This is a genomic window from Owariibacterium komagatae (assembly GCF_045865535.1).
Lineage (GTDB): Bacteria > Bacillota > Clostridia > Oscillospirales > Ruminococcaceae > Ruthenibacterium > Ruthenibacterium komagatae.
Genome location: NZ_AP031406.1, coordinates 3,312,798 through 3,326,351, shown reverse-complemented (window position 1 = coordinate 3,326,351; position 13,554 = coordinate 3,312,798). Strand labels below are relative to the sequence as shown.

Genomic DNA, 13,554 nt, shown 5'->3' with positions numbered 1-13,554 from the left:
CGGAGACTTGTTTTTCATGCGTGGTATGTCCTTACATACCGCTGTATTTCGGAAAGTCCCGTAAATGTTTGTGTCGTCTCCCCTTGAGTTACCAACAAAGTGGGGACCTGATAAATTTGATTTTCTTTCACAAAGGCGAGATTTTCTTCAGCAGAAATCGTATCGTACTCCACGCCGCTGCGATCCAGAAGTGCTTTCGCCATCGTACAATTGGGACACTTTTGGCCTGTGACCAAGGTGGGGCGCGCTGTTTGCACAATTTTTTCGTTCACGTCTGCCGACGTACTCACTCCATGCGGCACGCTTGCATGATCCATGCGATAGACTTTTCGGTCCTTGAATTCCTGCGCCTTGCCTTCATTCCAGTTCTGCACCGGACGATAATATCCGGTAATGCGGCTGTATACTTCCGTGGCCGCACCGCAAACCGGTCAGGTATACTGCTCACCCGACAGATAGCCATGTTCCCTGCAGATGGAATAGGTAGGAGACAACGTGTAATAAGGCAGCCGGTAGTGTTCTGCAATTTTTCGCACAAGACTCGCAGCTGCGCGCCAATCCGGCAGTTTCTCGCCTAAAAACGCATGGAAAACCGTGCCTGAAGTGTACAGTGTCTGAAGCGGGTCCTGAATTTCCAGTGCGGAAAAGATATCGTCGGTATACCCCACGGGCAGATGGGTTGAGTTGGTATAATAAGGCGTGCCCTGCTGGTTGGCCGTGATGATGTCACCGAACTGCGCAACATCGTGCTTTGCCAGGCGATAAGAAGTGCTCTCTGCCGGAGTTGCCTCCAAATTATACAAATCCCCATATTGTTCCTGATAGTCGGAAAGTCTCTCGCGCATGTGAAGAAGGACCGCTTTGGCAAAAGCCTGTGTCTCCGGATGAGTCAGATCTTTACGGAGCCACTTGGCATTTAGCCCCGCCTCATTCATCCCCACCAGCCCGATGGTGGAAAAATGATTTTCAAAAGTACCCAAATACCGTTTGGTATAGGGGTACAATCCCTCGTTCAAAAACTTGGTGATGGTTGTGCGTTTGATTTTTAAGGACCGAGCCGCAATATCCATCATGTGGTCCAGTTTTTTGTAAAAATCCGATTCGTCTTTTGCCAGATAAGCGATTCGCGGCAGGTTGATGGTAACGACCCCCACACTGCCAGTAGATTCGCCCGAACCGAAAAAGCCACCTGATTTTTTCCGCAGTTCCCGCAGATCCAGGCGAAGGCGGCAGCACATACTGCGCACATCGCTGGGCTGCATATCGCTGTTGATATAATTTGAAAAATAAGGTGTGCCGTACTTGGCGGTCATTTCAAACAAAAGCCGATTGTTCTCCGTGTCTGACCAGTCAAAATCCCGTGTGATGGAATAGGTGGGAATGGGGTACTGAAAGCCTCTTCCGTTGGCATCGCCTTCCAGCATAACTTCCAAAAAAGCCTTATTCACCATATCCATTTCTTTTTGGCAATCCTTGTAACAGAACTTTTGCTCCTCTCCGCCTACAATGGCCGGAAGTTCTGCCAGGTCGGACGGTACCGTCCAATCCAGTGTAATGTTGGAAAAAGGCGCCTGAGTCCCCCACCGGCTGGGCGTATTGACTCCGTAGATGAAGGATTCCACACACTTCTTGGTCTGTTCGTAAGACAGGCCGTCAACCTTCACAAAGGGCGCCAGGTACGTGTCAAAAGAAGAAAACGCCTGTGCGCCGGCCCACTCATTTTGCATAATGCCCAAAAAATTGACCATCTGATTGCACAGAGTTGCCAAATGTCGGGCTGGAGAGGAGGTGATCTTGCCGGGAATGCCGCCCAGACCTTCCTGAATCAGCTGCTTCAGAGACCAGCCCGCGCAATACCCCGTCAGCATGGAAAGATCATGCAGATGCAGATCGGCATTGCGGTGCGCCTGTGCGATCTCGTCATCGTACACCTCGCTAAGCCAGTAATTGGCCGTGATGGCACCGCTGTTGCTCAGAATCAGGCCGCCCACCGAATAAGTGACGGTCGAATTCTCTTTTACACGCCAGTCATTCACTTTCAAGTAGTCGTCCACCAGCTTCTTGTAATCCAGAATGGTCGACTTGGCCGCGCGCAGTTTTTCTCTCTGACGGCGGTACAAGATATACGCCTTGGCCACATCGGCATATCCAGCGTCACTGAGAACTTTTTCCACGCTGTCCTGAATATCCTCCACAAAAATGAAGCCATCGCGGATTTTCGGCTCAAAATCCGCTGTGACCCGCAGTGCCAGAAGGTCGATGACTCCCGGGTGTGCATTGCGATGTTGCGCTTCGAAGGCCTTTTCCATGGCTGCACATATCTTTTGAATGTCAAACGCGGCTGCCTCGCCGCTTCTTTTGCGAACCTGATACATAAAGACAGCTTCCTTTCCGGATATTTCGGACTCGGCCGAATATCCTTAGTATAGCACTGTCTTTCCAATTTATCAATATATATTGATAAAGTTAATTTTATAACACAATATATTGTGTTATCATCCTCGTACTTGCGCGTTTGGGATCCATTGCCGCAGCGCCTGCAGCAAACGTGCCAGTCCCTGTTGGTCAAAGGGGGTCAGGCTTTGGTCCGGCACCTGTTGTGAGCAGACAAAGTTCTGCAAAAAGTACCGATTCGCCCCCCGCAGCCAGCGTCCGATCTCATCCATGCTCATCTCATCGTGCAGCTCGCGTGCCACCGTGGTTCGGAACTCATATTCCACTTCACCGGACAAAAGGAACGCCGCACTCCTCTGAACCTGCTGAAAAGGTGCTCGGTCCCAACCGATGGTTTCAGCATATCGATCCGGACTGTTTTTGATATCCATCGCCACACAATCCACTAAGCCACTGTGCACAACCCGCTCCAAGCGATCCGGAAAGCTTCCGTTTGTGTCCAGCTTGATGCGATACCCCAGTTCCCGGATGCGCATCAGCAGATTTTCCGTCTCCTGCCAGAGCAGAGGTTCTCCGCCCGTCAGACACACGCTGTCCAAAACACCCACCCGGCTTTTTAGAAAGGCGAAGAACTCCTCCTGACGCAGTGGCGGGGCCGCTGTGTGCAGCGGGATCAATTCACTGTTGTGGCAAAACGGACACCGGAAATTGCAGCCCTGCACAAATACCGTACAGGCCACGTGCCCGGGATCATCCAGCAATGTCAATTTCTGCAAACCAATCAGTTCCATTGTTCCACATCCTTTGTTTCACTATACGACGCGCAGAAGGCGCTGTCAACGACGCAACAAATGACGAACGCGGCGCGCCATCTCCATGATTACCGGTCCCGCCAGCACCGCCGCAAACACGATGAGAAGATCTTTTCCCAACACCGGCGCTGTGCCGAAGAATCCCTGAAACAGCGGCAGATAAACGCTTATTGCTGTACAGAGCAGCGAAAGGCTTGCCGCCCCCAGTAAAGCAGGGTTGCCGCCGAAGTGCAGGCCCTCGCCCCGGCACTCAAAAATGTGCAACATCTGAGAAAACACAATGGTCATAAAACAGGCGCTTCGCGCCAGAGTAATATCTCCTCCGCGATACAAAACGGCCCAGTACGCCCCGCAGGAGGCCAGCCCCAGCATGGTGCCGCGAACGAGAATGGTGCGCGCCAGGCCGTGCGCAAACAAGCCCTCTTCTTTCGGGCGCGGCGGGCGGTCCATAATATCTTTGGCCGGCGGTTCCATGCCCAGTGCAATGGCCGGAAGCCCATCTGTAAACAGATTTACAAGCAGGATCTGAATGGGCAGCAACATGACAGGTAACCGCAGAAGCATTCCAAACAGCATCCCCAAAACTTCTCCCAAATTGGAAGTCAGCAAAAAGCGAATGAAGCGCCGAATATTCTGGTAAATGACCCGGCCCTCCTCCACTGCTGCCACAATGGTCGCAAAATTATCGTCCAAAATAATCACGCTGGAGGCTTCCTTTGTTACATCGGTTCCGGTAGCCCCCATGGCCACCCCGATATCCGCTTCTTTCACTGCAGGCGCATCGTTTACACCGTCTCCGGTCATGGCCGTGATCTGCCCCACCGCTTTGTATGCCCGCACAATGCGCAGTTTATGCGCCGGTGACACACGGGCGTATACGGCCGTGCGCATGCACACCCGACTCAGCTGCTCATCGGACATGGCATCCAGTTCCGCTCCCGTCAGGACGCCGTCTCCCGGCCCGGCGATCCCGGTCTGTCGCGCAATTGCCAATGCTGTATCCCGATAATCCCCGGTAATCATAACCGGCTTGATCCCTGCGCTTCGGCACTTTCTTACAGCCTGCTTCACCTCGGGACGAGGAGGGTCCTGCATCCCTGCCAATCCAAGAAAACACAGTTCCCTCTCGCCCTTCTCCGGCGTACGGCTGACGGCAAAGCCTAAAACCCGCAGCGCGCTTTTTGCCATAAGCGCCATGGCGTTTTCAACTTCTCTGCGTTCTCTCTGCCCAAGTTTCCGAACCCCCTGCGCTGTGAGGATCGTCGTGCATTTGTCCAAAAGAACGTCCGGTGCGCCTTTACAGCAAAGAGTCTCCCCCGCCCGATCCCGCACTGTCACGCTCATGCATTTTCGTTTGGAATCAAAGGGCGCCTCGGAAACGATCGTGCGGGTGCGCATCAGCTTTGCACGCGTTACACCCGCTTTGGCTGCCGCTACCAGAACAGCCGTCTCGGTGGGATCCCCCTCCACGCGGTACTCTTTTCCCTGCAGCCCAATGTGCGCACTGGAACACAAGACACCCGTCTCCAGCAACGTCTCAATCGCAGACAGGTCCACCGCGCGTCCGCCTTCAGTAATGGAACCTTTTGCGCTGTACCCGGTTCCCGAAACATCGCAGTTGTGCCCGGGAGTCCAGATGCGCTGTACCGTCATTCGATTTTGCGTGACGGTTCCGGTTTTGTCCGTGCAAATCACGCCCGCACATCCCAAAGATTCTACTGCATGCAGTTTTCGAATCACCGCCCCCCGGCGCAAAATGCGGCCTACACTCAACGCCAGTGTAATGGTAACGATGGCCGGCAAGCCTTCCGGAATGGCCGCCACAGCCAGCGAAACTCCGGTGAGCAGCATCTCCAAAAAGCCGTTGCCCTGCAGGAACCCCAGAAAAGCTACAGCCAGGCAGATCAGTACACAGGCCGTGGCCACAAATCCGCCCAATTGCTTCAGCTTTCGCTGCAGCGGCGTCGGATCTTCGGCTGCTTCCTGCATCAATCCCGCAATTTTCCCCATTTCCGTTGCCATGCCGGTGGATGTCACCTGCACCTCACCCCGGCCTTCGGTCACAATGCACCCCATGAACAATTTGTCGCCGTCTTTTTTCTCCACCGGCAGACTCTCTCCGGTCAGCATCGACTCATTACAGGACAAACGTGTCCCACTTTTCAAAACGCCGTCCGCCGCAATCTTATCGCCGGCTTCCAGAAGCAGAAGATCTCCCGGCACCACTGTGCGGGCGCTGATCGTTTTCTCCATTCCGCCGCGGCGCACACGAGCTGTGGGAGCACTGAGCTCCTTGAGCGCTTCCAGCGTTTTTTCTGTTCGATACTCCTGAAAAAAGCCCATCAGCGCATTCATCAATACAATGATAATAATCGTGACGGCTTCGCTTCCCTGCCCCATCAGCAGCGAAATCAGCGTCGCCGCCGCTAAAATCAGGATCATTACATCTTTAAACTGTGAGAAAAACATGGAAGCGATTCCCGGCCCCTGCCTTCCGGTCAGACGATTCTCCCCCACCTGCCCCAGACGAACGGCTGCCTCTGCATCCGTCAAACCTCGCTCTGTCTGCCGCATACCTTACTTCTCCCCTTTTTTGGCAGACCTGCCTGCCTCTTTTTCTTCTATAAAAGGTATGTGACGGAGCCAGGGGCTATTCCTGTTTTCCCTTTACCAAAACTTTAAGGATTTTTTTCGAAAAAGATGAAGACAAGTAGCCGGGTATTTCGTATTATAGGTACAAGCAAATAAACACAACGATAGGGCGCCTTATCGCGGTGTTTCAGCATAAATGAAAACGACAGCTGAACGGGCTGTCCGGAAAGGAGCTTGTCTTCTATGACATTTCTTGTTTTTACCCGTATTGTTATGATTTGCAGCATTCTTCTGGGAATTTATGCTCTGTACTTTGGCGCAATCGCACTGGTGGGCCTGTTCCGGCGCACAAAAGCAATTCCGGCGGCCGCCCCTCAAAAAAAGTTTGCCTGTGTCATTGCCGCGCGCAATGAAGCACTTGTAATTGGAAATCTGGTGGACAGCCTGTATGCGCAGAACTACCCTGCGGACCTGTTTGAAGTAATCGTAGCTCCCAACAACTGCACAGACGAAACCGAGGCCATTGCCCGGCAGCACGGAGCGCGCATTTTCCTTGCGCAGGGAACCATCCGCAGCAAGGGAGAAGTTTTGACCCAGATTGTGGATGACGTTCTTCTTCGCGAAAACTTCGATGCCATGTGCGTATTTGATGCGGATAATCTGGTAGATCAGAATTTCCTGCAGCGTATGAATGACGCGCTTTGCAACGGCGCACAGGCAGCTCAGGGATTCCGCGATTCCAAAAACCCCGAACAAAGCGCTATTTCGGGATGCTATTCCATCTGCTACTGGATGCTGAACCGCTTTTATAACGGTGCCCGCGCCACACTGGGGCTTTCCTCTCTGGTCAACGGAAGCGGATTTGCCGTCACCACCGACTTGCTGCGAAAACTGGGTGGATGGCACACCTGCACCATGACTGAAGACTATGAGTTCAGCGCGCAATGCGCCATTGCCGGCGGTCGTGTGGATTTTGTTCCCGATGCTGTGATTTACGACGAACAACCGCTGACATTCGTACAGAGCTGGCGTCAGCGCCGCCGCTGGACCACCGGCAGCCTGCAGGGGCTTCAAACCTACGGCAGCACGCTGTTCCGGGAAATGATTTTGCGCCGCAGCATCGTTTGCCTGGATATGTATTTGACGTTTTTGACCCCCTTCGTCCAGCTGGCCGGAGCAGTGCTGGGTCTGGTGGGCACCATCCTTTTGCTGATGGGCAAAGGCTTTGTGATCGGAAGCATCTTCTTCAACGGTGTTGTTGCCGCTTTGATCCTCACCCTGGGTGGCATGCTGCTGAGCTGCCTTGGCACGGCCGCCGCCGCCACCGTTACCGTTCTACTCAAAAAAGAAAACCTGCACGGAATGGGCTGGGGCATCGCCGCTTTCTGGATGTTCGCGCTGAGCCATATGGTTTTGACACTTTTGAGTTTCGTCAAGCAGGAAAATGTCTGGCGCCCCATTGCGCACACCAGCGTAAAAACAATGGACGATATCGCAAAAAGTCATTGATTCAAAAAGAGAGCCGACAAAGTCGGCTCTCTTTTTTTAAAACAGCCGGAGCAACCCGCTCCGGCTGTTTTTTCAGCCACGGCTGAACCGCGCCAGAAATTCTTTTGTTTTTTCATTGCGCGGGTTTTCAAAAATGTCTTTCGGAGTACCCTCTTCGCAGATCACACCGTCCGCCATATACACCACATGGCTGGAAACATCCCGGGCAAATGCCATTTCATGGGTAACCACAATCATCGTCAGCCCTTCCCGTGCCAGCTGCCGCATGACATTCAGCACTTCTCCCACCATCTGCGGATCCAGTGCGCTGGTCGGTTCGTCAAACAGAAGTACCTCCGGCTGCATGGCCAGTGCACGCGCAATGGCCACACGCTGTTTCTGTCCGCCGGAAAGCTGGTGCGGCTTGGCATGGATGTACTGCTCCATGCCCACTTTTTCCAAAAAGGACACCGCCGTCTGCCGCGCCTCTTCCCTGGACTTTTTTAACACCTTTACCGTTCCAGCCATGCAGTTTTCCAAAACCGTCATATTGCTGAAAAGGTTAAAGCTCTGAAAGACCATTCCCACTTTGGAACGGTATTCACACGGATTGCTGCCGCGGGCCGTAATGGGGCGGCCATGAAACAAAATTTCACCGCTTGAGGGCCGTTCCAAAAGGTTGATGCAACGCAGCAAAGTGGATTTTCCGGAACCGGATGCGCCGATCACACAGGTGACATCCCCTTCGTTGACATTGAAATCCACGTCTTTCAGCACCTGATGCGTACCGAAATTTTTCGACACGTGCTTCACTTCAATGATCGGTTGACTCATTTGGAATGTCCTCCTTTACGGGAACGGCGACCGCCCGATCGCTTGCCTGCCAGCACGTCGCTGACTTCGGCCTGTTGTTCCTGAATGCGATAATCGCTGTTGGGTTCTTTCGGGTTCTTTTTATACCGGTGCATGCCTTCGCCCGGTACCAGCGGATCGGCCACAGCCAGATCAAAGTTCTCCGGGCCATCCATCATTTTCTCCAGCGCACGAAGCAGAACCGAAGCCGTCAGCGTCATGGTAAGATATCCGAGCATCTCAATGACGGCCGACGGAAAGTACAGATACGTTGCTCCCGTCACACCGCGATGAACCGCGAAAAACTCTGTGAAGGAAATAATGAACATGACCGAGGTATCTTTGATGTTGATAATGAAGTTATTGCCGATCTGCGGCATGATGTTGCGCAGAGCCTGCGGCAGGATCACGCTGGTCATCGTCTGGAAATGGTTCATACCGATGGCTTTGGCGCCTTCGGTCTGGCCGGGGTTCACCGAGATGATTCCGCCGCGGACAGACTCTGCCATGTAAGCGCCGGTATTGATCGAAACGACCAAAATGGACGCTGCCCATACACTGTTGAACTGCATGGCTCCATCGGTCAGATACGGAAGGCCGTAATAGCAAAACACCGCTTGCAAAATCATTGGCGTACCGCGGAAAACTTCCACATAAATGCGAACCACTGCGCGAATCAGCTTCAAGAAGAAGCGTTTGAGCAGAGGGTCTTCCTGCTCACAGGGAATCGTATTCAAAATACCGCAGCAAAGTCCGATCAGGCAGCCGATGGCCGTTGCCACCAATGCCAGAAGCAGCGTATCGAGCATTCCTCTGAGATAGGAGCCGCCGTAAGTGCTCCACAGCTTTACAATATCATTGCCCAGCTGAACCATTCTTTCCATACTTGTTCCTTCCCCTCAGGATCAGCCTTCGGAAATGGGCTGAACCGAAATGGCCTGTGCCATCAGATCATTGAAGTCATCTGCCGTCATGCCAGCCAGCACACCGTCAATGGCTTTCTTCAGTTCTGTGTTTCCTTTGCGCATGGAGATACCGATGTTGATATCGCCCTCATCCACGACAAAGTTGTCGTCGCTGTCGTTAAAGTCCAGCAGGACCATGTCGGGATAAGCCTGCAGCGCACCCTGAGCGGTGGGCATATCGGTGCAAACAAAGTCCACCGTGCCGGTTTCCAGCGCCATCAGCATGGCCGGAGCAGATTCCGCAGCGGTTTTGATTTCCGCGCCTTCAATCTGCGGCAGGCAGGTATCGTACCAAATGGTTGCAATCTGCGCCGTTCCGGTGGCACCAGCCAGGTCCGCCAATCCCTGAGCCTGCGCATAAGGACTATCCGCTTTGGTCAGGCAAACAATCGTCGCATAGAAGTACGGGCCTGCGAAATCAACCTGCTCGCTGCGCTCCGGTGTCATGGACTGACCGGCAATGACCGCATCCACTGTGCTGGACTGAACAGCCGGAACCAGAGAATCCCAGTCAGAGCGGACGATCTCCAATTCCACGCCCAATTCTTCCGCAATCTTTTTTGCCATAATAACATCGTAGCCGTTCGCATAATCACTGGCGCCTTTGATGGGAACCGCACCGTTGGAATCATCCGGCTGCGTCCAGTTATACGGCGCATAAGCACACTCCATTGCAACGGTCAGCACACCATCCTCGAGGCCGCTCGTACCCGCGGCAGAAGCGGAAGTGCTCTGCTCCGGCTGGGAAGCAGCCGCGGAACTGGACGAAGAAGAACTGCCGCACGCAGTCAGGCCGACGGTCATAGCAGCCGCCAGCAAACCGGCCACAATGGTTCTCATATTACGATTCATAAAAATCCCTCTCCTCTTTGATCATTTGAAATACACTTTTTCTCTTTATCCCAGCGCCGGATAAACAAAAAACCATGTGGCATCCGTGAAAAGATACCACATGGTCGAAAAAAAGCAATACAAATACCCTTATTCTAACCAATGGAAGCGCTTCACAGATGTGACAGTCCGTTGCATCTTATTACAACGGTCCAACGAGAAAGCCCGGCAAAAAGCCAACTCATTTCGGCGGCTGATGCCTTTCCCGCAACGGTTTTTGCCAACCGTTGGCTGCGGTACTCTTCATCCTCCGCGCCTCAACCATTTGATTTTTTTGTATCATAGCATGCACCCGGATTGTTGTCAACCAAAAACAGAATCTTTATACATTCAGCCGAAAAAACAACATCCGTCCGGAAAAAGATTTGTTACAATCCACATACATATTTGTATATTTTTCCAAAATCAAAGCCAAAAGGAAAGTTGACCATCCTCGCATGTATGCTCCAGCAAAGGCGGCACTTTCTGCAAGAAACGCAATGCAAAATCTGTATCCATCAACCAGGGACGAACCTGTTCCTGCGTCAAAACAAGCGGCATGCGGTCATGGATGTCCCGTACCGAGGCATTGGGCGCCGTTGTCAAAACAGCAAAGTGACGTATCTGCCCCTCTTCGGTGTAAAGACCGGCAAGGTAGACTGCCGGCTGCTGCGCAAGGCGAAACAAGTAGCGATGCTTCTGTCCATCCCATTCATAAAATCCGGTTGTGGGCACCACACAGCGGTGGTGTAAAATGCTCGCTTGGAAAAGCGGGCGCTCGCAAACCGTTTCTGCGCGTGCGTTGATTGCACGCTTCCCGTTTATAACCGGAATTCCCCAATTCTGCAGACAAACGCGAATTTTCGCACCTTCTGCCACCAAAACCGGCGCATCAGCCCCTGGGCTTACCTCTCCGCCGCTCCAGCCGCCTGCCCGGGCCGCAATCGTCTGCAAAAGATTCGATGAACCCGGTAGAAACTGATATCTGCTGCACATAACTTCTTCTCCCCGCGCAAGGCTGTTTGGATGCGCCCAACGATTTCTTTTGCCCCAAATGCTATATCTATTATACCACAAAAAAGCACTGCACTATGTATAAAAAATGCGCCTTGAACGTTCAAGGCGCATTTTCATCACAACAGATGAACCGCTACGATCAGCCCCGCAAAAACAATGGAAACCATGCTGGTCAGCTTGATCAGAATGTTGATGGACGGTCCGCTGGTATCTTTGAACGGGTCTCCGACTGTATCACCGACCACAGCCGCCTTGTGGCAATCGCTTCCCTTGCCGCCATGGGCGCCACTCTCAATATACTTTTTGGCATTATCCCACGCGCCGCCTGCATTCGCCATCATAACCGCCAGGACAAAACCCGTGACGGTGGTTCCCGCCAAAAGGCCCGCCACACCGGTCACTCCCAGAATCAGGCCCACAATGATGGGGGTCGCCACCGCGATCAAAGCCGGAGCCATCATCAATTTCTGTGCGCTCTTTGTGCACATATCCACGCAGGACGCATAATCCGGTTCTGCTTTCCCCTCCATCAGGCCGGTGATTTCCCGGAACTGACGGCGTACTTCCACCACAATGCTTTGAGCTGCTTTGCCCACAGCGTCCATGGTCAATGCAGCAAACAGGAACGGAAGCATACCGCCCACAAACAGACCAATCAACACCGTGGGATTTGTGATGCTCAGATCCATTTGCAGGTTGGGATCGATTTGATGCACTTTGTCGATATAACTGGCAATCAGCGCCAACGCCGTGATCGCCGCCGAGCCAATGGCAAAGCCTTTGCCGGTTGCCGCGGTGGTGTTGCCCAGGCTGTCCAGCGCGTCTGTGCGCTGACGAACTTCGGCGGGCATATGCGTCATTTCAGCAATGCCGCCCGCATTATCCGCAATCGGGCCGTAGGCATCCGTGGCCAGTGTAATTCCCAATGTGCTCAGCATGCCCACTGCAGACACGCCTACCCCATACAGTCCCATGTTGAAATCCTGCGCGCCGCCGCTGACAAAATAGCTCAGCAGTACCGAAACCCCCACAATGACCACCGGTGCTACGGTGGAAAGCATCCCCAATGACAAACCGCCGATGATCACCGTAGCGCTGCCCGTTTCGCTGGCCGCCGAAAGGCGCTGTGTGGGCTTGTAGCTGTCTGAAGTGTAGTATTCCGTCAATGCGCCAATGGCGACACCCGCCACCAGGCCGCTGAGAACCGCAAAATAGATGCCGGTATTTTCCGGCAAAAGGATCCGCACCGCAAAGAAGGAAAGGACCGCAATCAAAATGGCGCTGATATATGTACCGGTTCGCAGGGCCGTCAAAAGATTTCTCTGGCTGGCTCCTTCCTTCGTCTTCACAAAGAACGTCCCGAAAATGGAACACAAAACGCCCATGGCAGCCAACAGCATGGGCACGCCAACGCCGTGCATTCCAAAACCGGCCGCTACCGCCAGCGCACTGGTGGATACAATCGAGCCGACATAAGATTCGTACAGGTCCGCACCCATGCCGGCCACATCGCCCACATTGTCGCCTACATTATCCGCGATGACAGCCGGGTTGCGGGGATCATCCTCCGGAATTCCCGCTTCCACTTTGCCGACCAGGTCCGCACCCACATCAGCCGCCTTTGTAAAAATGCCGCCGCCCACACGTGCAAACAGTGCCATGGAAGAAGCACCCATGCCGAAGGTCAGCATATTGGCTGTGATGTTGCCAATCAGCTCGGCCTCCGTTGCCACCGGCTGAATGTTGGTATACCAAAAATGCAGCAGGAAATACCAGAACGTAAGGTCCAAAAGCCCCAAGCCTACCACGGTAAAGCCCATAACGCTTCCCGCTGAAAAAGCTACCCGAAGGCCACGGTTCAGGCTCTGACTGGCCGCGTTCGCCGTGCGGCAGTTTGCCATAGTCGCCGTGCGCATGCCGATAAAACCGGAAAGGCCGCTGAAAAAGCCGCCCGTCAAAAAGGCAAACGGTGTAAAGAAACTCAACAGACCCGCAAATGCCATGCAGAGCAGAATTACGAACACCACTGCAAAGAAAATTCCCACGCCGCGGTATTGCCGTTTCAAATAGGCACCGGCCCCACGGCTGACCGCGTCGGAAATACGTTTCATCTCCTCCGATCCGGGCGATTCTCTGCGCACACGTGTAAACATAATTCCCGCAAACGCCAGCGCAGCAATTGAGCCCAAGCCTACCAGGTACATTGTCTCCATAACAGAATTCCTCCTCTTTCGCTTTTTTCTGCGCCGATCCTCACAAAAGGGTCTAATTCTATTATAGTACAATGCGCCCGGCTCCGAAAACATTCGCAATTCACAAAATTGTGCATTTTTCTTCGGTAATTTGCAAAAATAGAAGTCATCTTGTTTTTCTTTCAAAAACAGGTTTTGATTTCTCCGCCTTCGCTGAATCATACAGTTGCGGGCAGGCCGCCGCCAAAGGCATAAGAAAAAGCCCGGGGATTCCCCGGGCTTTCGTATGGAGCAGATGATGGGAATCGAACCCACACGACCAGCTTGGAAGGCTGGAGTTCTACCACTAAACTACATCTGCAAAATGAGCCG

General features: G+C 53.2%; 8 protein-coding genes, 1 tRNA gene, 1 pseudogene and 1 riboswitch. Of the genes and pseudogenes, 1 reads left to right on the top strand and 9 read right to left on the bottom strand.

Going from position 1 to position 13,554, the window contains the following annotated elements; translation table 11 throughout:
• Positions 1–14 precede the first annotated feature (14 nt).
• The 3 genes and pseudogenes from ACKTS9_RS16670 to ACKTS9_RS16660 form a co-directional block, all read right to left on the bottom strand.
• Positions 15–2,375 (bottom strand): annotated as a pseudogene (locus ACKTS9_RS16670) (ribonucleoside triphosphate reductase).
• 120 nt (positions 2,376–2,495) lie between these two features.
• A complete protein-coding gene (locus ACKTS9_RS16665) occupies positions 2,496–3,185 on the bottom strand; it encodes an anaerobic ribonucleoside-triphosphate reductase activating protein (RefSeq protein WP_407881860.1) in 690 nt (229 codons plus the stop codon).
• 45 nt (positions 3,186–3,230) lie between these two features.
• Positions 3,231–5,780, bottom strand: a complete 2,550-nt coding sequence (locus tag ACKTS9_RS16660) for a cation-translocating P-type ATPase (protein ID WP_407881859.1) — start codon at positions 5,778–5,780, stop codon at positions 3,231–3,233.
• A gap of 261 nt (positions 5,781–6,041) precedes the next feature.
• Between ACKTS9_RS16660 and ACKTS9_RS16655 the strand changes: the two genes are divergently transcribed.
• Complete coding sequence (locus tag ACKTS9_RS16655) at positions 6,042–7,307, top strand: glycosyltransferase family 2 protein (RefSeq protein ID WP_407881858.1); 1,266 nt, start codon at positions 6,042–6,044, stop codon at positions 7,305–7,307.
• 72 nt (positions 7,308–7,379) lie between these two features.
• Here ACKTS9_RS16655 and ACKTS9_RS16650 read toward each other — a convergent pair whose 3' ends face one another.
• The 6 genes from ACKTS9_RS16650 to ACKTS9_RS16625 all read right to left on the bottom strand — a co-directional run bounded on the left by ACKTS9_RS16650 (position 7,380) and on the right by ACKTS9_RS16625 (position 13,543).
• The gene (locus ACKTS9_RS16650) at positions 7,380–8,120 is read right to left on the bottom strand and encodes an amino acid ABC transporter ATP-binding protein (RefSeq protein ID WP_349216362.1); all 741 of its coding nucleotides are present in this window, start codon (positions 8,118–8,120) and stop codon (positions 7,380–7,382) included.
• Complete coding sequence (locus ACKTS9_RS16645; RefSeq protein WP_349216361.1) at positions 8,117–9,022, bottom strand: amino acid ABC transporter permease; 906 nt, start codon at positions 9,020–9,022, stop codon at positions 8,117–8,119. Before ACKTS9_RS16645 ends, ACKTS9_RS16650 begins: the two co-directional genes overlap by 4 nt.
• A gap of 21 nt (positions 9,023–9,043) precedes the next feature.
• Positions 9,044–9,955, bottom strand: coding sequence for a transporter substrate-binding domain-containing protein (locus ACKTS9_RS16640; protein ID WP_349216360.1), 912 nt, complete (start codon positions 9,953–9,955; stop codon positions 9,044–9,046).
• Positions 9,956–10,092: 137 nt separating this feature from the next.
• A riboswitch (Lysine riboswitch) is annotated at positions 10,093–10,263 on the bottom strand.
• A 136-nt stretch (positions 10,264–10,399) separates the two neighbouring features.
• Positions 10,400–10,969 (bottom strand): SOS response-associated peptidase, encoded by a 570-nt coding sequence (locus tag ACKTS9_RS16635; RefSeq protein ID WP_407881857.1) that lies wholly within the window; start codon positions 10,967–10,969, stop codon positions 10,400–10,402.
• Between the two features lie 137 nt (positions 10,970–11,106).
• Positions 11,107–13,203 carry a sodium-translocating pyrophosphatase gene (locus ACKTS9_RS16630; protein WP_407881856.1) on the bottom strand — a complete coding sequence of 699 codons (2,097 nt, stop codon included), beginning with the start codon at positions 13,201–13,203 and terminating at the stop codon, positions 11,107–11,109.
• 266 nt (positions 13,204–13,469) lie between these two features.
• A tRNA-Gly gene (locus ACKTS9_RS16625) sits at positions 13,470–13,543 on the bottom strand.
• Between the last annotated feature and the right edge of the window lie 11 nt (positions 13,544–13,554).

What these genes read in the sequence shown, in the direction of transcription:
- ACKTS9_RS16665 (WP_407881860.1), bottom strand. Translation starts at nt 3,185, where the DNA reads ATGGAACTGATTGGTTTGCAGAAATTGACATTGCTGGATGATCCCGGG.
- ACKTS9_RS16660 (WP_407881859.1), bottom strand. Translation starts at nt 5,780, where the DNA reads ATGCGGCAGACAGAGCGAGGTTTGACGGATGCAGAGGCAGCCGTTCGT.
- ACKTS9_RS16655 (WP_407881858.1), top strand. Translation starts at nt 6,042, where the DNA reads ATGACATTTCTTGTTTTTACCCGTATTGTTATGATTTGCAGCATTCTT.
- ACKTS9_RS16650 (WP_349216362.1), bottom strand. Translation starts at nt 8,120, where the DNA reads ATGAGTCAACCGATCATTGAAGTGAAGCACGTGTCGAAAAATTTCGGT.
- ACKTS9_RS16645 (WP_349216361.1), bottom strand. Translation starts at nt 9,022, where the DNA reads ATGGAAAGAATGGTTCAGCTGGGCAATGATATTGTAAAGCTGTGGAGC.
- ACKTS9_RS16640 (WP_349216360.1), bottom strand. Translation starts at nt 9,955, where the DNA reads ATGAATCGTAATATGAGAACCATTGTGGCCGGTTTGCTGGCGGCTGCT.
- ACKTS9_RS16635 (WP_407881857.1), bottom strand. Translation starts at nt 10,969, where the DNA reads ATGTGCAGCAGATATCAGTTTCTACCGGGTTCATCGAATCTTTTGCAG.
- ACKTS9_RS16630 (WP_407881856.1), bottom strand. Translation starts at nt 13,203, where the DNA reads ATGGAGACAATGTACCTGGTAGGCTTGGGCTCAATTGCTGCGCTGGCG.